16 protein-coding genes are annotated in these 22,120 nt (G+C 58.4%); 13 read left to right on the top strand and 3 right to left on the bottom strand.

What is annotated here, in order from left to right:
* Positions 1-13: 13 nt before the first annotated feature.
* On the bottom strand, positions 14-1,603 hold the full coding sequence (locus AC1RBR_RS08250) for a glycoside hydrolase family 17 protein (protein WP_492563796.1): 1,590 nt from the start codon (positions 1,601-1,603) through the stop codon (positions 14-16).
* A gap of 288 nt (positions 1,604-1,891) precedes the next feature.
* On the opposite strand from AC1RBR_RS08250, the gene AC1RBR_RS08255 reads away from it, so the two are divergent.
* The 3 genes from AC1RBR_RS08255 (at position 1,892) to AC1RBR_RS08265 (ending at position 5,016) form a co-directional block, all read left to right on the top strand.
* Positions 1,892-2,743: a glycine betaine ABC transporter substrate-binding protein gene (locus tag AC1RBR_RS08255; protein ID WP_095139414.1), complete on the top strand. Its 852-nt coding sequence runs from the start codon at positions 1,892-1,894 to the stop codon at positions 2,741-2,743.
* A gap of 306 nt (positions 2,744-3,049) precedes the next feature.
* Positions 3,050-3,361: a DUF485 domain-containing protein gene (locus AC1RBR_RS08260; RefSeq protein WP_095139415.1), complete on the top strand. Its 312-nt coding sequence runs from the start codon at positions 3,050-3,052 to the stop codon at positions 3,359-3,361.
* Positions 3,358-5,016 (top strand): cation acetate symporter, encoded by a 1,659-nt coding sequence (locus tag AC1RBR_RS08265; protein WP_095139416.1) that lies wholly within the window; start codon positions 3,358-3,360, stop codon positions 5,014-5,016. The genes AC1RBR_RS08260 and AC1RBR_RS08265 overlap by 4 nt, the downstream gene beginning before the upstream one ends.
* Positions 5,017-5,690: 674 nt before the next feature.
* Here AC1RBR_RS08265 and AC1RBR_RS08270 read toward each other — a convergent pair.
* Positions 5,691-6,662 carry an IS110 family RNA-guided transposase gene (locus AC1RBR_RS08270; protein WP_492563214.1) on the bottom strand — a complete coding sequence of 324 codons (972 nt, stop codon included), beginning with the start codon at positions 6,660-6,662 and terminating at the stop codon, positions 5,691-5,693.
* A gap of 681 nt (positions 6,663-7,343) precedes the next feature.
* The gene (gene gltA, locus AC1RBR_RS08275; RefSeq protein ID WP_003222994.1) at positions 7,344-8,633 is read right to left on the bottom strand and encodes a citrate synthase; all 1,290 of its coding nucleotides are present in this window, start codon (positions 8,631-8,633) and stop codon (positions 7,344-7,346) included.
* Positions 8,634-8,995: 362 nt separating this feature from the next.
* Here gltA and sdhC point away from each other — a divergent pair, with 362 nt between their 5' ends.
* From sdhC to brnQ, 10 genes are all read left to right on the top strand, one after another.
* Entirely contained in the window at positions 8,996-9,370 is a 375-nt protein-coding gene (gene sdhC / locus AC1RBR_RS08280) for a succinate dehydrogenase, cytochrome b556 subunit (RefSeq protein WP_047292829.1), read from the top strand.
* On the top strand, positions 9,364-9,732 hold the full coding sequence (sdhD, locus tag AC1RBR_RS08285) for a succinate dehydrogenase, hydrophobic membrane anchor protein (RefSeq protein ID WP_095139417.1): 369 nt from the start codon (positions 9,364-9,366) through the stop codon (positions 9,730-9,732). Before sdhC ends, sdhD begins: the two co-directional genes overlap by 7 nt.
* A 3-nt stretch (positions 9,733-9,735) precedes the next feature.
* Complete coding sequence (gene sdhA / locus AC1RBR_RS08290) at positions 9,736-11,508, top strand: succinate dehydrogenase flavoprotein subunit (protein ID WP_007962857.1); 1,773 nt, start codon at positions 9,736-9,738, stop codon at positions 11,506-11,508.
* 11 nt (positions 11,509-11,519) lie between these two features.
* Entirely contained in the window at positions 11,520-12,224 is a 705-nt protein-coding gene (locus AC1RBR_RS08295) for a succinate dehydrogenase iron-sulfur subunit (RefSeq protein WP_003223007.1), read from the top strand.
* Positions 12,225-12,483: 259 nt separating this feature from the next.
* Positions 12,484-15,315 (top strand): 2-oxoglutarate dehydrogenase E1 component, encoded by a 2,832-nt coding sequence (locus tag AC1RBR_RS08300; protein WP_027614036.1) that lies wholly within the window; start codon positions 12,484-12,486, stop codon positions 15,313-15,315.
* Between the two features lie 42 nt (positions 15,316-15,357).
* The gene (odhB, locus tag AC1RBR_RS08305; protein ID WP_003223011.1) at positions 15,358-16,581 is read left to right on the top strand and encodes a 2-oxoglutarate dehydrogenase complex dihydrolipoyllysine-residue succinyltransferase; all 1,224 of its coding nucleotides are present in this window, start codon (positions 15,358-15,360) and stop codon (positions 16,579-16,581) included.
* 97 nt (positions 16,582-16,678) lie between these two features.
* A complete protein-coding gene (gene lpdA, locus AC1RBR_RS08310; protein WP_007962860.1) occupies positions 16,679-18,115 on the top strand; it encodes a dihydrolipoyl dehydrogenase in 1,437 nt (478 codons plus the stop codon).
* Positions 18,116-18,298: 183 nt separating this feature from the next.
* Positions 18,299-19,465, top strand: a complete 1,167-nt coding sequence (sucC, locus tag AC1RBR_RS08315; protein WP_003223015.1) for an ADP-forming succinate--CoA ligase subunit beta — start codon at positions 18,299-18,301, stop codon at positions 19,463-19,465.
* Positions 19,465-20,346: a succinate--CoA ligase subunit alpha gene (gene sucD / locus AC1RBR_RS08320; RefSeq protein WP_003223019.1), complete on the top strand. Its 882-nt coding sequence runs from the start codon at positions 19,465-19,467 to the stop codon at positions 20,344-20,346. The genes sucC and sucD overlap by 1 nt, the downstream gene beginning before the upstream one ends.
* 455 nt (positions 20,347-20,801) lie before the next feature.
* Positions 20,802-22,115 carry a branched-chain amino acid transport system II carrier protein gene (gene brnQ / locus AC1RBR_RS08325; protein ID WP_166495500.1) on the top strand — a complete coding sequence of 438 codons (1,314 nt, stop codon included), beginning with the start codon at positions 20,802-20,804 and terminating at the stop codon, positions 22,113-22,115.
* Positions 22,116-22,120 lie beyond the last annotated feature (5 nt).

Genomic DNA, 22,120 nt, shown 5'->3' on the forward strand with positions numbered 1-22,120 from the left:
CTGGAGATCAGCCTTAGCGAACCCGCAGGCAGCGCCAAAGTGCCGCCACCATCAACCCGCTGACCAGCGCCCAGCCCCACGCCTGCTGATTCAACAATCCTTCTACATACAGCTGCGGCGCAATGCCGGCACCGATGATAAAGGTCAGCAGGGCGATTTCCCGGCGTGGCACGCTGACCGGACGGCACACATACACCAGCGCCGGCAGGATGAACGCCATGCTGGCGAAACTGCGATAACGCGCGTCGAACACCATCTCCAGCATCATCACCGCCGCCGCAAAACCGGCCACGGCAACCAGCCATCCAGCACGCCGTTCCAGCAGATGGAACGCGCGTTCACGCCAACCCTGACGGTTGCTCAAGGTCAGCGCGGCATGCGCCAGCACCAACAGATTCAACGCCGTCAGCAAGCCGACCCACAGCCATTCGCTGGCAAACCGCGTGGTCACTCGCGCCAGATCACCCCAGGCGCCGATCGAGCAGGCTGCCAGCGCACCGAGCAGCGGCAGGATCAATGCCGATTGCGTGGTGCGCACCCGGCCACCGAGCAGCAGGGTGCCGAGGAAAATCAGCCCACCGACGCCCAACCATTCCTTCCAGTACGGCACATTGGTCACCGGTCCAGCGAGCACGCCCTTGTCCTGTCGATCGGCGTCGAACAGGCCCCAGTAACCGCCGACCGCACCTTCGCTGCCCCGTTTCCATGGCTGGTCGAACGCTTCGATCAGGTTGTAATGCCAGCCTTCCTTCTCGGCCATCGCGACAAAACCGCGAATGAACTTGGCCTCGTTGACCCGGCTCGGCAGGGCGGTCTCACGCTGGCGGCCTTCACTGGGCCAGCCGGTCTCGCCGATCATCACGTCCTTGGGCGCGAATTTGTTGCCGAACACCTGACGCACATCCGCCACGTGTTGCAGAGCGACGTCGATGTTTGACGGGTCATCTTCCCAATACGGCAGCAAGTGAATGGTCAGGAAATCCACCGCCGGCGCGACTTCCGGGTGCTTGAGCCAGAACTCCCAGACATCGGCATAGGTGACCGGTTGTTTGACCTGGCTTTTGACCTTGTTGATCAGCTTCGCCAGTTGCGCGCCGGTGACTTCCTTGCGCAGCAACGCTTCGTTGCCGACGATCACCGCACTGACCACGTCCGGGTTGGCGTTGGCCGAGGCGATCAGCAGGTCGACTTCTTTCTCGGTGTCCACCGGGTTGCTGTTGACCCAGGCGCCGATCATCAACTTCAGACCGTGCTTGCGCGCCAGATCCGGCAGGGCTTCGAGGCCGGTCATCGAGTAGGTGCGGATGCATTCGAAGCGCGTCGCCAGCAGGGCGAGGTCGGCGTCCATGCGTTCCGGGCGCAGTTTGAACGGCACGTCGAACGGCGATTGATCCTTGTCGAACGGCGTGTAGGAGGCGCATTGCAACTTGTGCGTCGGGGTCGCAGCGTCCGGCAGAATCACCGGTTTGCCGAGGCCGTACCAGAAACCGCCAAGGGCAAACAGGCCGAGCAGGCAGGCGAAGAGATAAGGAACAAACGGGAAGCGGGAAGTCGCGGACATGGTCAGGCCGAGTGGCTGCAAAGCGACGCATGTTACCTGCATTTATCCGCGGGTTGGTGGCCTGCATGCTTTGCACATGCAAAGTTCGGGCGGATTGTCTGGCGCCAATTATTCCGAGGCGATTAATGGCCTTCTGATGTCGTTTCTCGGTGTATTGAGGTCGCTGACAGAGCAGGTCGCTGCGGGCGTCAGGCCGATGATCGAAAGCGTCAGTACTCCACTGGCATTCGAGCAAGTTTGCGGTCAGGCGTGATGGGGGCGCTGTGCACCATAACAATACGTTGACGATGCCCGGCATCCGTCGGGCGCAGCATTTCGGGGAAGTAAACGATGAAGATGCGACGACTTTTAGGCGCAGGTGCCGCTTTGGTGCTTGCGATGAGTTCCACATTCGCCAGCGCTGAAAAACAGACCCTGAACATTGGTTACGTTGACGGCTGGTCCGACAGCGTCGCGACCACCCACGTGGCGGCCGAAGTGATCAAGCAGAAACTCGGTTACGACGTGAAGCTGCAGGCCGTCGCCACCGGGATCATGTGGCAAGGCGTGGCCACCGGCAAACTCGACGCGATGCTCTCGGCATGGCTGCCGGTGACCCACGGCGATTACTGGACGAAGAACAAGGATCTGGTCGTCGATTACGGCCCGAACTTCAAGGACGCGAAAATCGGCCTGATCGTGCCGGAGTACGTCAAGGCCAAATCGATCGAAGACCTCAAGACCGACGACACCTTCAAGAACCGCATCGTCGGCATCGACGCCGGTTCAGGCGTGATGCTCAAAACCGATCAGGCGATCAAGGATTACGGCCTCGACAAATACACCCTCAAGGCCAGTTCCGGCGCCGGCATGATTGCCGAGCTGACCCGTGCCGAGAAGAAGAACGAATCGATTGCCGTCACCGGTTGGGTACCGCACTGGATGTTCGCCAAGTGGAAACTGCGCTTCCTCGACGACCCGAAAGGCGTGTACGGCGCGGCTGAAACCGTGAACAGCATCGGTAGCAAAGAGCTCGCGACCAAGGCTCCGGAAGTCGCCAAGTTCCTGAAAAACTTCCAGTGGGCGTCGAAAGACGAGATCGGCGAAGTCATGCTGGCCATCCAGGACGGCGCCAAGCCTGACGCGGCGGCCAAGGATTGGGTCGCCAAGCACCCGGATCGCGTGGCTGACTGGACCAAATAACTCCGCTCAACGCAGCTCCCCTGTAGGAGTGAGCCTGCTCGCGATAGCGTCCTTTCAGTTGATACAAATGTCGACTGATACAACGCCATCGCGAGCAGGCTCACTCCTACATTTGTTTCTGGGCAACCCTCACCTGCAGGGTTTACGGCTGTTTTAACGCCTCTTTCAAATTCTTTCGGCTAATTAGCGTCCGAAAATTGGCGAAAACGTCATGTCGTTCTAATACTAAGGTCGTCTGGAAGCCGTTCCGCAGCCGCATACAGTGGATACGTTCCAACAATAATCTGTGCTGCGAGGATAAAAACAATGAACGACAGCATTTACCTCTCGATTCAAAACAGCCCGCGCTTCAAGGAGCTGGTGAGAAAAAGAGAAAAGTTCGCCTGGATACTCTCGGCGATCATGCTCGGGCTTTACTCTGGCTTCATCCTTTTGATCGCTTACGGGCCGCACATACTCGGCGCGAAGCTCAGTCCTGAATCCTCGATTACCTGGGGCATTCCGATCGGTGTCGGGCTGATTCTTTCAGCATTCGTCCTCACCGGTATCTACGTGCGCCGCGCCAATGGCGAGTTCGACGACCTGAACAATGCGATTCTCAAGGAGGCTCAGCAATGATCCGGCGTCTACTGGCTCTTTTGAGTGTTTCAGCTTTCGCGCCGAGTGTCTGGGCGGCTGACGCGCTGACAGGTGCAGTGGCCAAACAGCCACTGAATATTCCTGCAATCCTGATGTTCGTGGCTTTCGTCGGCGCGACGCTGTACATCACCTACTGGGCCTCGAAGAAAAACAACTCGGCGGCCGATTACTATGCGGCAGGCGGCAAGATCACCGGTTTCCAGAACGGTCTGGCGATCGCCGGTGACTATATGTCGGCGGCATCCTTCCTGGGGATTTCCGCGCTGGTGTTCACTTCCGGCTACGACGGTCTGATCTACTCGATCGGCTTTCTGGTGGGCTGGCCGATCATTCTGTTCCTGATCGCCGAGCGCTTGCGTAACCTGGGCAAATACACCTTTGCCGACGTGGCGTCCTACCGCCTCGGGCAAACCCAGATTCGCACCCTGTCTGCCTGCGGTTCGCTGGTGGTGGTGGCGTTCTACCTGATCGCGCAAATGGTCGGTGCCGGCAAACTGATCCAGTTGCTGTTCGGTCTGGACTACCATGTTGCGGTGATTCTGGTCGGTGTGCTGATGTGCATGTACGTGCTGTTCGGCGGCATGCTGGCGACCACCTGGGTGCAGATCATCAAGGCGGTGTTGCTGCTGTCCGGTGCTTCGTTCATGGCACTGATGGTGATGAAACACGTCAACTTCGACTTCAACATGCTGTTCTCCGAGGCGATCAAGGTTCACCCTAAAGGTGAAGCGATCATGAGCCCGGGCGGTCTGGTGAAAGATCCGATTTCGGCGTTCTCCCTGGGCCTGGCCCTGATGTTCGGTACCGCGGGCCTGCCGCACATTCTGATGCGCTTCTTCACTGTAAGTGATGCTAAAGAAGCCCGTAAGAGCGTGCTGTATGCAACCGGTTTCATTGGCTACTTCTACATCCTGACCTTCATTATCGGCTTCGGCGCGATCCTGCTGGTCAGCACCAACCCGGCCTTTAAAGATGCTGCGGGCGCGCTGCTCGGCGGCAACAACATGGCGGCGGTGCACCTGGCCAACGCCGTGGGTGGCAGCATTTTCCTCGGCTTTATCTCGGCGGTGGCGTTCGCGACCATTCTGGCGGTGGTAGCGGGCCTGACTCTGGCTGGTGCATCGGCGGTGTCGCACGACCTGTATGCCAGCGTGATCAGGAAGGGCAAGGCCAACGACAAGGATGAGATTCGCGTCTCGAAGATCACCACCATTGCTTTGGCGGTGCTGGCGATTGGTCTGGGCATCCTGTTCGAAAGCCAGAACATCGCGTTCATGGTCGGTCTGGCGTTCTCCATTGCGGCAAGCTGCAACTTCCCGGTACTGCTGCTTTCGATGTACTGGAAGAAGCTGACCACCCGCGGTGCGATGATCGGTGGCTGGTTGGGGCTGGTGAGTGCGGTGGGACTGATGGTCCTTGGCCCGACCATCTGGGTGCAGATTCTGCATCACGAGAAGGCGATCTTCCCTTACGAATACCCGGCGTTGTTTTCGATGATCATTGCGTTCATCGGTATCTGGTTCTTCTCGATCACCGATAAGTCGGCGGCGGCCGAGAACGAGCGGGCGCTGTTCTTTCCGCAGTTTGTGCGTTCGCAGACTGGGTTGGGGGCGAGTGGGGCGGTTTCGCACTAAGCGCTGATTAAGTGAGATGCCCCGGTTGAGAGATCGGGGCATTTTTTTTGTGGGCGGTTATCGGGCTGGAATTGGGTACATATCCGTTGCTGCGGTAACGGCTGCTTAGGGTTTCGCCCTTACGGCGACTCACTTTTTTTACAAACGCCTAAAAAAAGTAAGCAAAAAAACGCTTGCTCCTACGTTCGGCCCGCTCGCTAAGGCTCGGGGTCCCTTCGCTCCGGGATTGATCCGGGCGCAGCGCCTCCGGTTTGCTTCGCTGCACCTCCTCTCGCTGTGTTTGGCTTCGCCAAACGGTCGCTGCGCTCCCACCCCCGGATCAATCCCTCCACTCAGCCTTCCGACGTCGCCCGTGGATCAAGATCAAGATCAAGAGCGACAGCCGAGCTTGCGCTCATCCTGGAGTGGGGCGGCTGCGCCGCATGAGCTTGCACAATCAATACTGTGGAAGCCAGCCTGCTGGCGATGGCGGCCTGATAGCCGACCAATCTCTAACTGAATGCACCCAATCCAATTGTGGGAGCAGGCTTGCTCGCGAAAGCGTCCTGCCAGCCGACCAATCTTTTACTGAACACACCCAATCCCACTGTGGGAGCGAGCTTGCTCGCGAATGCGTCCTGCCAGCCGATCAATCTCCAACTGAATACACCCCCATGTAGATACCGTCTTGCCCCTTACCGGGCAAGTGCCAATTTCGGGTCAAATGGTTGGCCCGATTTGAGCACTCCGTAAACGAAGTGCAGCAACTTGCGCATGGCTGCACAGATGATCTGTTTGGGCGCCTTGCCATTGGCCTTCAAGCGTTCCTTCATGGCGATGATCGCCTCGTTGTGCTTCAGCGCTACCAGGCCTGGCATGTACAGACCCGCGCGGACGCGAGCCGATCCGATCCTGGAAATCACTGTTCTGCCTTTGAGCTTTCCCGAGTCCTGCAGCTTTGGGTTCAACCCCGCAGCAGCGACCAGTTTGCGAGGGTCGTCATATTTGCGCAGGTCGCCCAGTTCGGCCAGCAGCCGCTCAAGGGTTTTCTGCCCGATACCGTCGATGGTCACGATCAAGTCGCGCATCTGGCGCATGTCCGGATCATCGTCGATGTGTTTCTTGATCGCTTTGTGCGTTTCAGCGATCTCTTTTTCGATGTGGCGCAGAACGGAGTTGATCGAGTCTTTGACCTTTTCGTCGGACACATCCAGACGATTGAGCTCCATCTGTTCCATTTCCTGAAGATCATCCAGCCGACGCACCATCGCCTTCAGTTGGCGGTATTTCAGTGGCTCCGGTGCCCAAAGCTGAAGCTTTTCAGCCTTTTCCCGAGCAAAATCAGCGATCAGTTTGGCGTCGCTTTTATCGGTTTTGATCCGGCGTAACTCGCTGTCGGCGTAAGCATGGGTCGTGGCCGGATTGACGACACAGACCCGGTAACCCTTGCTGTAGACGAACTCGGCAAGTTCCAGGTGATAGATGCTGGTGGCTTCCATCACGATCAAGGCTGTAGGCTCGACCTGCTTGTTCAACCAAGCTTCAAATTCTTTGAAACCCTTCGAGTTATTAGGCAGCTTGGCCTTGGTTTTGTGCTTGCCGTTCGGCAAGTGCGTGGCGATATCAAAGGTATTTTTAGCGACATCGACACCGACGAAACTGGACATGACTGTCTCTCCATTGATCCGTTTTCGATCATCACTGCACTCTGTCCAACCTTGCGAATGCGAGCTCTCGCCAGAGACGGGCCCAAGATACCGTTCGAACTATATGAGTGAGTGTGGAGGGCTGGAGCACGATCTACATCACAGGCAAAAAGCCTAAGGAGCTGCACGGCTTCCAAGTCCCTCCCTCGATGATCAGTCGAGAACTATCGCTCCTGACGGAGCGATAGTCGAGATACAAGGAGCTGCCGAAGGCTGCGATCTTTTGATCTGGCTCTTGATGTAGCTTTTGATTTTTTGCCCCTTCGGCAGGCCGAGCGTAGGTGTCCATCAGGGGGTTAGGCGCGCAGCGCCATGCGGCGAAGCCGCATACATCGAGAGGAGGTGCAGCGAAGCAAACCGGAGGCGATGCCCCCTGATGGGCACCGTAGCGAGGGAACACTGAGCCTCAGCGAAGTGCCGTACGCCGGGGCAAAGCCTTTTGGGTTACCTTTTCGGCGTCTGGAAAAGGTAACTCGCTGTAAGAGCGAAACCATAAGAGGCCGTTACCGCAGCAACGGATATACACCCAAACCCCCAAAAAAACAGTCGGCCCCCAGGCCGCTGCGACCAAACAAACAAAAACGGCCTCTATATAAGAGGCCGTTCCCGATACAACTTCAAGACGTTATCGCAAGACAAGCCTTATTTGCGATCTTCCAGCTTGGTGATATCACGCGACTCGTAGCCAGTGTACAACTGGCGCGGACGGCCAATCTTGTACGGGCTGGAGAGCATTTCTTTCCAGTGCGAAATCCAGCCCACAGTACGGGCCAGTGCGAAGATCACGGTGAACATGCTGGTAGGAATGCCGATCGCCTTGAGGATGATCCCCGAGTAGAAGTCGACGTTCGGGTACAGCGAGCGCTCGATGAAGTACGGGTCGGTCAACGCGATCTCTTCCAGGCGCATGGCCAGTTCGAGTTGCGGATCGTTGTTGATGCCCAGTTCCTTCAGTACTTCGTCGCAGGTCTGCTTCATCACAGTCGCGCGTGGATCGCGGTTCTTGTAAACGCGGTGACCGAAGCCCATCAGCTTGAACGGATCGTTCTTGTCCTTGGCCTTGGCGATGAACTTGTCGATGTTGGACACATCACCAATCTCGTCAAGCATGGTCAGAACCGCTTCGTTCGCACCGCCGTGGGCAGGGCCCCACAGTGCGGCGATACCGGCGGCGATACAGGCGAACGGGTTGGCACCCGAAGAGCCCGCCAGACGCACGGTGGAGGTCGATGCGTTCTGCTCGTGGTCGGCATGAAGGATGAAGATCCGGTCCATGGCCTTGGCGAGTACCGGGCTGATCGGTTTGATCTCGCACGGGGTGTTGAACATCATGTGCAGGAAGTTTTCCGCGTACGTCAGGTCGTTGCGCGGGTACATCATGGGTTGGCCCATGGAGTACTTGTAAACCATCGCTGCCAGGGTCGGCATCTTGGCAACCAGACGGATCGCGGAGATTTCGCGATGCTGCGGGTTATTGATGTCCAGGGAGTCGTGGTAGAAGGCCGAGAGGGCGCCGACTACACCGCACATGACGGCCATCGGGTGGGCGTCGCGACGGAAGCCGTTGAAGAAGGTTTTCAGCTGCTCGTGAACCATGGTGTGGTTTTTCACGGTGCTGACGAACTGGGCCTTCTGTTCTGCGGTCGGCAATTCGCCATTGAGCAGCAGGTAGCAGGTTTCCAGGTAGTCCGACTTTTCAGCCAGCTGTTCGATCGGGTAGCCGCGGTGCAACAGAATGCCGTTGTCGCCGTCGATATAGGTGATCTTCGATTCGCACGAGGCGGTCGACATGAAACCCGGGTCGAAAGTGAAGCGGCCCGTGGCCGTCAGGCCCCGAACATCAATTACATCGGGACCAACGGTGCCGGTTAAAATGGGCAGCTCGACGGGGGCTGCGCCCTCGATGATCAACTGCGCTTTTTTGTCAGCCATGTGGCCTCCTATTTATGCTTGAACCATCAGACAGACCCCCCACGCAGGGCCCGCACCACTATAGTGAGATAAATTCGAATGTCAATTTGCCTAAAGTCTTGCTCCAGAAGGCTTTAAGCGCACTTTTTCCTCGAAATTGCCTGCCATTTACGCCTTTTATACGACTTGTGCAATCAGCTATTTGGGGTAGGTGATTGCGTTGTCATTAGTAGCCTAACTGTCTATACTCGGCCACCGACCGCCAAGGGCTTTTGGGCCTGCTTTATTGGGGGTCGCATCCCTGGGTGGTGGTTACCTGACCAGTGCACTCCCCAACAACTTTGCCCTGATTGTTAGGGGCTCTTCAGTGTGAAAAAAAAGCCGTGAAAAGCCAACGACCTGTAAACCTAGACCTAAGGACCATCAAACTCCCCATCACCGGCGTTACGTCGTTTCTTCACCGTGTTTCCGGCATCATCCTCTTCCTGGGTATCGGCTTCATGCTTTATGCATTGGGCAAGTCTCTGGGTTCCGAGGAAGGTTTTGCCGACGTGAAGGCATGCTTGACCAGCCCGCTGGCCAAGTTCGTAGCATGGGGCCTCCTGTCCGCTCTGCTGTATCACCTGGTAGCCGGTGTGCGCCACTTGATCATGGATATGGGCATCGGTGAGACGCTGGAAGGCGGCCGCCTGGGCTCGAAAATTATCATCGCCGTTTCCGTGGTGCTGATCGTTCTGGCAGGAGTTTGGATATGGTAACCAGCGTTACGAACCTTTCGCGTTCGGGCCTCTATGACTGGATGGCGCAACGTGTGTCTGCGGTTGTTCTCGCGGCTTATTTCATCTTTCTGATCGGATACCTTGCAGTGAATCCGGGCATCGGCTATGAGCAGTGGCACGGCCTGTTCGCTCACAACGGGATGCGTATCTTCAGTCTGCTGGCCCTCGTTGCCCTTGGCGCTCACGCCTGGGTCGGCATGTGGACCATCGCGACCGACTACCTGACGCCAATGGCGCTGGGCAAGTCCGCGACCGCAGTACGTTTCCTTTTCCAGGCAGTATGCGGCGTTGCGATGTTCGCTTACTTCGTCTGGGGTGTGCAGATTCTCTGGGGTATCTGAGTCATGGCTAACATTCCAACGATTTCTTTCGACGCCATCATTATTGGTGGTGGCGGTGCCGGCATGCGCGCTGCGCTGCAACTGGCACAAGGCGGTCACAAGACTGCGGTGATCACCAAGGTTTTCCCGACCCGTTCGCACACTGTATCCGCCCAGGGCGGCATCACCTGCGCCATCGCGTCCGCTGACCCGAACGATGACTGGCGCTGGCACATGTACGATACCGTCAAGGGTTCCGACTACATCGGTGACCAGGACGCTATCGAATACATGTGTCAGGAAGGCCCGGCTGCCGTTTTCGAGCTGGACCACATGGGTCTGCCGTTCTCGCGTACCGAGCAAGGTCGTATCTACCAGCGTCCGTTCGGTGGTCAGTCCAAGGACTACGGTAAAGGCGGCCAGGCTGCCCGTACCTGCGCAGCGTCCGACCGTACCGGTCACGCGCTGCTGCACACCCTTTATCAGGGCAACCTGAAAGCCGGCACCACGTTCCTGAACGAGTACTACGCTGTTGACCTGGTGAAAAACCAGGAAGGCGAGTTCGTTGGTGTGATCGCGATCTGCATCGAAACCGGCGAAACTTCGTACATCCGCGCCAAGGCCACCGTACTGGCCACTGGCGGTGCCGGCCGTATCTACGCTTCCACCACCAACGCCCTGATCAACACCGGTGACGGCGTCGGCATGGCTCTGCGTGCTGGCGTACCGGTACAAGACATCGAAATGTGGCAGTTCCACCCGACCGGCATCGCCGGCGCCGGTGTACTGGTGACCGAAGGTTGCCGTGGTGAAGGTGGTTACCTGATCAACAAGCACGGCGAGCGTTTCATGGAGCGTTATGCTCCGAACGCGAAAGACCTGGCTGGTCGTGACGTGGTTGCCCGCTCGATGGTTAAAGAAATCATCGCCGGCAACGGTTGCGGTCCGAATGGCGACCACGTAATGCTCAAACTCGACCACCTGGGCGAGGAAGTGCTGCACAGCCGTCTGCCAGGCATCTGCGAACTGTCGAAGACTTTCGCTCACGTTGACCCGGTGGTTGCTCCGGTTCCGGTTGTTCCGACCTGCCACTACATGATGGGCGGCGTTGCCACCAACATTCATGGTCAGGCGATCACCCAGAACGCCGAAGGCGTGGATCAGATCATTCCTGGCCTGTTCGCCGTAGGTGAAGTGGCTTGCGTATCGGTACACGGTGCCAACCGTCTGGGCGGCAACTCGCTGCTCGACCTGGTGGTATTCGGTCGCGCTGCCGGCCTGCACCTGGAAAAGGCGCTGACCGACGGCATCGAGTACGACGACGCTACCGAAGCCGACATCGAGGCTGCCCTGTCGCGTCTGAACGCGCTGAACGGCCGTACCGATGGCGAAGACGTGGCAACCCTGCGTCGCGAGCTGCAAAGCTGCATGCAGAACTACTTCGGTGTGTTCCGTACTGGCGAATACATGCAGAAGGGTATTGCCCAGCTGGCCGATCTGCGCAAGCGCATCGCCAACGTGAAGATCAACGATAAGTCGCAAGCTTTCAACACCGCGCGTATCGAAGCTCTGGAACTGCAAAACCTGCTGGAAGTGGCTGAAGCTACCGCCATCGCGGCCGAAGTACGTAAAGAGTCCCGCGGCGCTCACGCCCGTGAAGACTTTGAAGACCGTGACGACGAAAACTGGCTGTGCCACACCCTGTACTTCCCGGGTGAGAAGCGCGTCGCCAAGCGTGCCGTAAACTTCTCGCCGAAGACTGTTCCGACTTTCGAACCTAAAGTCCGGACTTATTAAGGGTGATCGCCATGTTGCAAGTCAGTGTTTATCGCTACAACCCTGATCAGGACGCTGCGCCGTTCATGCAGGAATTCCAGGTCGATACCGGTGGTAAGGACCTGATGGTGCTGGACGTGCTGGCCCTGATCAAAGAGCAGGACGAGGGTTTCTCCTATCGTCGCTCTTGCCGTGAAGGCGTCTGCGGCTCCGACGGCATGAACATCAACGGCAAGAACGGCCTGGCGTGCATCACGCCGCTGTCCGCTGTCGTAAAAGGCAACAAGTTGATCGTTCGTCCGCTGCCAGGTTTGCCGGTTATCCGTGACCTGGTTGTCGATATGAGCATCTTCTACAAGCAATACGAGAAGGTTAAGCCTTACCTGCAGAACGACACGCCGGCTCCGGCCATCGAGCGTCTGCAGTCCCCTGAAGAGCGTGAAAAGCTCGACGGTCTGTACGAGTGCATTTTGTGCGCCTGCTGCTCGACCTCGTGCCCGTCCTTCTGGTGGAACCCGGACAAGTTCCTGGGTCCAGCTGCTCTGCTGCAAGCGTACCGCTTCCTGGCAGACAGCCGTGACACCAAGACGTCCGAGCGTCTGGCTTCGCTCGATGACCCGTTCAGCGTCTTCCGCTGCCGGGGCATCATGAACTGCGTCAACGTATGTCCGAAAGGCCTGAACCCGACTAAGGCCATCGGTCACATCCGTAACATGTTGCTTTCGAGCGGCGTGTGATTCAGCTGCTGTAACCGTAGAACCGCTGTAACGAAGAGGCTGTGGCGCGGGCTTCAACCCGCGTCATGGCTATAACCAGAGCAGTAGCCACAAGCTGCAGCTCTTATTTTGAAGAAATGAGACAAGCAGGGGCATCCGGGCTGGTACCCGGACTATCAGCGTGATCCTAAGTGGCTTGTTTTGGTCGCTGCATTCGGACTTCTGCAAGTTTGCTCGGTATTGACGCCGATGGTGTTCCCCTAACCGAGGGTGACCAAGCATGCAAGAAAGCGTGATGCAGCGCATGTGGAACAGCGCCTACCTTTCAGGTGGAAACGCTGCCTATGTGGAAGAGCTTTATGAGCTCTACCTGCACGACCCTAACGCTGTGCCAGAAGAGTGGCGCACCTACTTCCAGAAGCTGCCTGCCGACGGCAGCTCTGCCACTGATGTTTCGCACTCCACAATTCGCGATCATTTCGTGCTGCTGGCAAAGAACCAGCGCCGCGCCCAACCGGTTTCCGCCGGTAGCGTGAGCAGTGAGCACGAGAAGAAGCAAGTTGAAGTGCTGCGATTGATCCAGGCCTACCGTATGCGTGGCCACCAGGCAGCCCAGCTTGACCCGCTGGGGCTGTGGCAGCGTCCTGCACCTGCAGACCTGTCAATCAATCATTACGGCTTGACCAATGCCGATCTTGATACGACCTTCCGTGCCGGCGACCTGTTCATCGGCAAAGAGGAAGCGAGCCTACGCGAAATTCACGAAGCGTTGCAGCAGACATATTGCCGCACCATCGGCGCTGAATTCACGCACATCACCGATTCCGAGCAGCGCCAGTGGTTCCAGCAGCGTCTGGAAAGCGTGCGCGGTCGTCCGACGTACTCCGCCGACATCAAGAGCCACCTGCTCGAGCGCGTCACTGCCGGTGAAGGCCTGGAAAAATACCTGGGCACCAAATACCCGGGCACCAAGCGTTTCGGTCTGGAAGGCGGCGAAAGCCTGATTCCGATGCTCGACGAACTGATCCAGCGTTCCGGTTCCTACGGCACCAAGGAAGTCGTCATCGGCATGGCCCACCGTGGCCGTCTGAACGTGCTGGTCAACACCTTCGGCAAGAACCCGCGTGAGCTGTTCGACGAGTTCGAAGGCAAGAAGAAGGTCGAGCTGGGTTCCGGTGACGTCAAATACCACCAGGGCTTCTCGTCCAACGTGATGACCACCGGCGGTGAAGTTCACCTGGCCATGGCGTTCAACCCGTCCCACCTGGAAATCGTTTCCCCGGTGGTAGAAGGTTCGGTTCGCGCCCGTCAGGATCGTCGTAACGACCCGACCGGTGAGAAGGTGCTGCCGATCTCCATCCACGGTGACGCTGCATTCGCAGGTCAGGGCGTGGTCATGGAAACCTTCCAGATGTCGCAGACCCGCGGTTTCAAGACCGGCGGTACCGTGCACATCGTGATCAACAACCAGGTTGGCTTCACCATCAGCAACCCGCTGGACTCGCGTTCCACCGAGTACGCTACCGACGTTGCGAAGATGATCCAGGCGCCGATCCTCCATGTGAATGGTGATGATCCGGAAGCCGTGCTGTTCGTGACCCAGCTGGCCATCGACTACCGCATGCAGTTCAAGCGTGACGTGGTGATCGACCTGGTCTGCTACCGTCGTCGCGGCCACAACGAGGCCGACGAGCCAAGCGGCACCCAGCCGCTGATGTATCAGCAGATCACCAAGCAGCGCACCACCCGTGAGCTGTACGCTGATCGCCTGACTCAGGCCGGTGTGCTGGACGCTGAGCGTGTTCAGGCCAAGGTCGACGAGTACCGCAACGCGCTGGACAACGGTCTGCACGTAGTGAAGTCGCTGGTCAAAGAGCCGAACAAAGAGCTGTTCGTGGATTGGCGTCCGTATCTGGGCCACGCCTGGACTGCGCGTCATGACACGCGTTTCGACCTGAAGACCCTGCAGGAACTGTCCGCCAAGCTGCTGGAAATTCCGGAAGGCTTCGTGGTTCAGCGTCAGGTCGCGAAGATCTACGAAGACCGTCAGAAGATGCAAGCCGGCGGCCTGCCGATCAACTGGGGTTACGCCGAAACCATGGCGTACGCGACCCTGGCGTTCGAAGGTCACCCGATCCGCATGACCGGTCAGGACATCGGCCGCGGTACGTTCTCGCACCGTCACGCTGTGCTGCACAACCAAAAAGACGCAGGCACCTACATTCCGCTGCAGAACCTGTACGACGGTCAGCCACGCTTTGACCTGTACGACTCGTTCCTGTCGGAAGAAGCGGTACTGGCGTTCGAATACGGTTACTCGACCACCACGCCAAACGCGCTGGTGATCTGGGAAGCCCAGTTTGGCGACTTCGCCAACGGTGCACAGGTTGTTATCGACCAGTTCATCACCAGCGGCGAGCACAAGTGGGGCCGTCTCTGCGGTCTGACCATGCTGTTGCCGCACGGCTACGAAGGTCAGGGGCCTGAGCACAGCTCGGCACGTCTTGAGCGTTACCTGCAGCTGTGCGCCGAGCACAACATTCAGGTGTGCATGCCGACCACTCCGGCCCAGATCTACCACTTGCTGCGTCGTCAGGTGATTCGCCCGCTGCGCAAACCTCTGGTAGTGCTGACGCCGAAGTCGCTGCTGCGCCACAAACTGGCCGTATCGACCCTGGAAGATCTGGCTGAAGGTTCGTTCCAGACCGTGATCCCGGAAATCGACGCCCTGGACCCGAAAAAGGTCGAGCGCGTTGTTCTGTGCAGCGGCAAGGTCTACTACGACCTGCTGGAAAAACGCCGTGCCGAAGGCCGTGACGATATCGCCATCGTGCGTATCGAGCAGCTGTATCCATTCCCTGAGGACGACTTGAAAGAAGTCCTGGCGCCTTACACCAACGTCAAGCATGCCGTCTGGTGTCAGGAAGAGCCGATGAACCAGGGCGCCTGGTACTGCAGCCAGCATCACCTGCGTCGCAGCATCGGTAACCTCGACAAGTCTCTCGTACTCGAGTACGCGGGCCGCGAGGCTTCTGCTGCCCCAGCATGTGGTTACGCATCGATGCACGCCGAGCAGCAGGAAAAACTGCTGCAAGACGCGTTTACCGTTTAACGCCTTCGCGCACCTGAAACCGAATTTAAGGAACCACAGATAATGGCTATCGAGATCAAAGCCCCCACTTTCCCGGAATCGGTTGCCGATGGCACCGTTGCCACCTGGCACAAAAAACCGGGCGACGCCGTCAAGCGTGACGACCTGATCGTCGACATCGAAACCGACAAAGTCGTACTGGAAGTGCTGGCTACCGCCGACGGCGTGCTGGGCGCAATCGTCAAAAACGAAGGCGACACCGTTCTGTCCGACGAAGTCCTGGGCTCCATCGAAGCGGGTGGCGCTGCTGCCGCTGCTCCAGCCGCCGCTGCTGCTCCAGCCGCTGCTGCCGCTGCCCCGGCTGCTGCCGAAGGCGAAGACGATCCTGTTGCTGCTCCGGCTGCGCGCAAGCTGGCTGAAGAGAACGGCATCAACATCGCTTCCGTTGCCGGCACCGGCAAAGGCGGTCGTGTGACCAAGGAAGACGTGGTGGCTGCTGTTGCCGCGAAGAAAGCCGCTCCGGCTGCCGCACCTGCCAAGGCTGCTGCTCCGGCTGCCGCTGCGCCGGTATTCGCTGCCGGTGATCGCGTTGAAAAACGCGTACCAATGACCCGTCTGCGTGCCAAGGTTGCCGAGCGTCTGGTTGAAGCCCAGTCGAACATGGCGATGCTGACCACTTTCAACGAAGTTGACATGACCGAAGTCATGGCCCTGCGTTCGAAGTACAAGGACCTGTTCGAGAAGTCCCACAACGGCGTACGCCTGGGCTTCATGTCGTTCTTCGTCAAGGCTGCCACCGAAGCGCTGAAACGCTTCCCGGCGGTCAACGCTTCGATCGACGGTGCGGACATCGTTTACCACGGCTACGCCGACATCGGTGTTGCCGTTTCCAGCGACCGTGGTCTGGTCGTTCCGGTTCTGCGTAACGCCGAGCTGATGAGCCTGGCTGAAATCGAAGGCGGCATCGCCACGTTCGGCAAGAAAGCCCGTGACGGCAAACTGTCGATGGAAGAGATGACCGGCGGTACCTTCACCATCACCAACGGTGGTACCTTCGGTTCGATGATGTCGACCCCGATCGTCAACCCGCCGCAGGCAGCGATTCTGGGCATGCACAACATCATCCAGCGTCCAATGGCCATCAATGGTCAGGTCGTGATCCGTCCGATGATGTATCTGGCACTGTCCTACGATCACCGTCTGATCGATGGCAAAGAAGCTGTAACCTTCCTGGTGACCATCAAGAACCTGCTGGAAGATCCGGCTCGTCTGTTGCTGGATATCTGATAGAAGCAGCTGCGGGCTTCAAGTTTCAAGCTGCAAGAATAGGCAGCTTGGCTTGGAGCGCGCGGCTTGAGGCTTTTCGCTAAAGAGGATTTTTTGAATGTCGCAGAAATTTGACGTAGTAGTGATCGGTGCCGGCCCTGGCGGCTATGTAGCTGCCATCAAGGCCGCGCAGCTGGGGCTCACCACTGCCTGCATCGAGAAGTACACCGACGCTGAAGGCAAGCAAGCCCTCGGCGGTACTTGCCTGAACGTCGGCTGCATTCCGTCCAAGGCGCTGCTGGACAGCTCCTGGAAGTACAAGGAAGCCAAAGAGAGCTTCAACGTTCACGGTATCTCGACCGGCGAAGTCAAAATGGACGTCGCTGCGATGGTTGGCCGCAAGGCTGGCATCGTCAAGAACCTGACTGGCGGCGTTGCCACCCTGTTCAAGGCCAACGGCGTTACTTCGATCCAGGGCCACGGCAAGCTGCTGGCCGGCAAGAAAGTCGAAGTCACCAAGCCGGACGGTTCGGTTGAAGTCATCGAAGCCGAAAACGTCATCCTGGCTCCAGGTTCGCGTCCGATCGACATTCCACCGGCTCCGGTCGATCAGAAAGTCATCGTTGATTCGACTGGCGCTCTGGAATTCCAGTCCGTACCTAAACGTCTGGGCGTGATCGGCGCTGGCGTGATCGGTCTGGAACTGGGTTCGGTCTGGTCGCGTCTGGGTTCCGAAGTGGTTGTCCTCGAAGCCCTGGACACCTTCCTGATGGCAGCGGACACCGCTGTTTCCAAGGAAGCGCTGAAAACCCTGACCAAGCAAGGTCTGGACATCAAGCTGGGTGCTCGCGTAACCGGTTCGAAAGTGAACGGCGACGAAGTCGTTGTTAACTACACCGATGCCAACGGCGAACAGTCCATCACTTTCGACAAGCTGATCGTAGCCGTTGGTCGCCGTCCGGTGACCACTGATCTGCTGGCTGCCGACAGCGGCGTGACCCTGGACGAGCGCGGTTTCGTGCACGTTGACGATCACTGCGCCACCACCGTACCGGGCGTTTACGCCATCGGTGACGTGGTTCGCGGCATGATGCTGGCGCACAAGGCCTCGGAAGAGGGCATCATGGTTGTCGAGCGCATCAAGGGCCACAAGGCTCAGATGAACTATGACCTGATCCCTTCGGTTATTTATACTCACCCGGAAATCGCGTGGGTTGGCAAAACCGAGCAGGCCTTGAAAGCCGAAGGCGTTGAAGTTAACGTCGGCACCTTCCCGTTCGCCGCTTCCGGCCGTGCCATGGCCGCCAACGATACCGGTGGTTTCGTCAAGGTCATCGCTGATGCCAAGACTGACCGCGTATTGGGCGTGCACGTGATTGGCCCGAGCGCTGCAGAACTGGTTCAGCAGGGCGCGATCGGTATGGAATTCGGCACCAGCGCTGAAGACCTGGGCATGATGGTTTTCTCCCATCCGACCCTGTCTGAAGCCTTGCACGAAGCTGCTCTGGCGGTGAATGGCGGCGCCATCCACATTGCCAACCGCAAAAAGCGTTAACAGACAATAAGAAACCACGGCGGTTGCGGCCCGTCGTGAGCCTTGCGAGCAAGTCTCACCGCGGAATGTCCGCTGGACGCAGTCTTGCGTAGCTCAGCTACGCAAGCAGCAGTCACAGGTGGCGCGGCACTCATCAAGAGCGCAGCGCCGAATGCGCAGTACCTAACGAAGACGGTAAAAAGCATGAATCTTCACGAGTATCAGGGTAAGCAGCTGTTCGCTGAATACGGCCTGCCAGTTTCCACTGGTTACGCAGTAGACACCCCGGAAGCAGCAGCAGAAGCTTGCGATAAAATCGGCGGCAGCGAGTGGGTTGTCAAAGCCCAGGTCCACGCCGGTGGTCGCGGTAAAGCGGGCGGCGTCAAGCTGGTTCGCAACAAAGAAGACGCCAAGGCCTTCGCACAGCAGTGGCTGGGCAAGCGTCTGGTGACTTACCAGACTGACGCCAATGGTCAGCCAGTCACCAAGATCCTGGTTGAATCGTGCACTGATATCGCTAAAGAGCTGTACCTGGGCGCTGTCGTTGACCGTTCGAGCCGTCGCATCGTGTTCATGGCTTCCACCGAAGGTGGCGTGGACATCGAGAAAATCGCTCACGACACTCCAGAAAAAATTCTCAAAGCCACTATCGATCCACTGGTTGGCGCTCAGCCATTCCAGGGTCGCGAGCTGGCGTTCCAACTGGGTCTGGAAGGCAAGCAAGTTGCCCAGTTCGCCAAGATCTTCGTCGGTCTGGCCAAACTGTTCCAGGATCACGATCTGGCCCTGCTGGAAGTGAACCCGCTGGTGATCAAGGCTGACGGCGATCTGCACTGCCTCGACGCCAAGATCAACATCGACGCCAACGCCATGTACCGTCAGCCTAAGCTGAAGACTTTCCACGATCCGTCGCAAGACGATCCGCGCGAAGCGCACGCTGCCAAGTTCGAACTGAACTACGTAGCCCTGGAAGGCAACATCGGCTGCATGGTCAACGGTGCCGGCCTGGCCATGGGTACCATGGACATCGTCAACCTGCACGGCGGCAAGCCAGCCAACTTCCTCGACGTAGGTGGTGGTGCTACCAAAGAGCGCGTGACCGAAGCCTTCAAGATCATCCTGTCCGACACCAACGTCGCTGCAGTACTGGTCAACATCTTCGGCGGCATCGTTCGCTGCGACATGATTGCCGAAGGCATCATCGGCGCCGTGAAAGAAGTCGGCGTGAAAATCCCGGTTGTTGTTCGCCTTGAAGGCAACAACGCTGAGCTGGGCGCTAAAGTACTGGCAGAAAGCGGTTTGAACATCATCGCTGCTACCAGCCTGACCGACGCTGCTCAACAAGTTGTCAAAGCTGCGGAGGGCAAATAATGAGCGTCCTGATCAATAAAGACACCAAAGTTATCTGCCAGGGTATTACCGGTTCGCAAGGTAGTTTCCACACCCAGCAAGCCATCGAATACGGCACCAAGATGGTTGGTGGCGTAACTCCGGGCAAAGGCGGCACCGAGCACCTGGGTCTGCCAGTGTTCAACACTGTTAAAGACGCTGTAGCTGCCACTGGCGCTACCGCCAGCGTGATCTACGTTCCGGCTCCTTTCTGCAAGGACTCGATCCTGGAAGCTGCTTTCGGCGGCATCAAGCTGATCGTCTGCATCACCGAAGGCATTCCTACCCTGGACATGCTGGACGCCAAAGTTAAGTGCGACGAGCTGGGTGTTACCCTGATCGGCCCTAACTGCCCAGGCGTGATCACCCCAGGCGAATGCAAGATCGGCATCATGCCAGGTCACATTCACTTGCCAGGCAAGGTCGGTATCGTTTCGCGTTCCGGCACCCTGACCTACGAAGCTGTGAAGCAGACCACTGACGCCGGTTTCGGTCAGTCGACCTGCGTCGGCATCGGTGGTGACCCGATCCCGGGTTCGAACTTCATCGACATCCTGAAGCTGTTCCAGGAAGACCCGAAGACCGAAGCGATCGTGATGATCGGCGAGATCGGCGGTTCGGCTGAAGAAGAAGCGGCTGCTTACATCAAGGCACACGTGACCAAGCCGGTTGTTTCCTACATCGCTGGTGTGACTGCTCCTCCGGGCAAGCGCATGGGCCATGCTGGCGCAATCATCTCTGGCGGCAAAGGCACTGCAGACGAGAAATTCGCTGCGCTGCAAGACGCAGGCGTAAAAACCGTGCGTTCGCTGGCAGACATCGGCAAGGCCCTGGCCGAGCTGACCGGTTGGGCTGTCAAGTAAGCCTCGTGCTTGACTGACGCTTCACCAGACAAAGGCCACCTTCGGGTGGCCTTTGTTGTTTCTGGCATATGGGTATTTGAGTGGATTTCTGTGGCGAGGGAGCTTGCTCCCGCTCGACTGCGCAGCAGGCGTAGAACCATCTAACAGCGAGAACCCAATCGTCTGCATTGGGGTTGCTTCGCAACCCAGCGGGAGCAAGCTTCCTCGCCACAGGGTTGTGGTTAGGAAAAATAGATGCGTAAACGCGACACGGACACGTCGTGTATCGGATAGTTCGCCCTCAAACAGTGCGTTTGTCAGGCAAATTCGTTAGGCTAGCAGCCATTTTTGCGTCCGCCGCCCACAAGGCATGCAACGCGCTAAACGGGTCAGCCCCAAACGGACTGACAGCATTTCCCTAACCCCACAGGGAAATCCCCCTCTAAATTCCGATTCAGTAGTGTGGTATTTCCTTAATGAAAGTTTTGAAAGGTCAGGACATCCTGGCACTGGGCTTTATGACATTTGCCCTGTTCGTCGGGGCCGGCAACATCATTTTCCCGCCTATCGTCGGCCTGCAGTCCGGACCTAACGTCTGGATGGCGGCGCTGGGCTTTTTGATCACGGCCGTCGGTCTGCCGGTGGTCACCGTCGTTGCCCTGGCCAAGGTCGGTGGTGCGATGGATGCGCTGAGCAGCCCGATCGGCAAGATCGCCGGCGGTGTGCTCGCCGCGGCGTGCTACCTGGCGGTCGGCCCGCTGTTCGCCACACCGCGAACCGCGACCGTGTCGTTCGAAGTGGGTCTGGCGCCGCTGACTGGCGAAAGCCCGCTGGCGCTGTTCCTCTACAGCTCGGTGTACTTCCTGCTGGTGTTCTTCATCTCGCTGTATCCGGGCCGTCTGCTCGATACCGTGGGGCGTTTTCTCGCGCCATTGAAAATCATCGCCCTGGCGGTACTCGGCATCGCCGCATTCGCCTTGCCGGCCGGTGATATCGGTCAGGCCACACCGGAATACGTCGCGGCACCGTTCTCACAGGGCTTCATCAATGGTTACCTGACCATGGATACCCTCGGCGCGCTGGTGTTCGGCATCGTCATCGTCAACGCGATCCGCTCCCGTGGCGTCGAGTCGCCTGCGCTGATCACCCGTTACGCGATCATTGCCGGCCTCATCGCCGGTGTCGGTCTGGCGCTGGTGTACATCAGCCTGTTCCGCCTCGGTTCCGGCAGCCATGAAGTCGCGGTCGGTGCCAGCAACGGTGCGGCGGTATTGCACGCTTACGTGCAACACACCTTCGGTTCGCTGGGCAGCGGTTTCCTCGCGGTGCTGATCTCGCTGGCATGCCTGGTGACCGCGGTCGGTCTGACCTGCGCCTGTGCCGAATACTTCAGTCGCGTGCTGCCGCTGTCCTACAAGACTCTGGTGATCATCCTCGCCGCGTTCTCGCTGCTGGTGTCCAACCTGGGCCTGACCAAGCTGATCGCGTTCTCGATCCCGGTGCTGACGGCGATCTACCCGCCGTGCATCGTTCTGGTGGCCCTGAGCTTCTGCAAGGACTTCTGGCATGAGCACGGGCGGATCCTCGGCCCGGTGATGCTGGTGTCGTTCCTGTTCGGCGCCATTGACGCGCTCAAGGGCGCCGGTCTGGCTGACTGGATGCCTTCGCAGCTGTCGCACTTGCCGCTGAGCGAGCAGGGGCTGGCGTGGCTGGTGCCATGCGTGATGACTCTGGTGGTCGCCGTGGTCTGCGATCGCCTGCTGGGCAAGCGCAGCGAAGCCGTTGCCTGACGTTG

It is taken from the genome of Pseudomonas sp. GW823-FHT01D03, assembly GCF_058798255.1.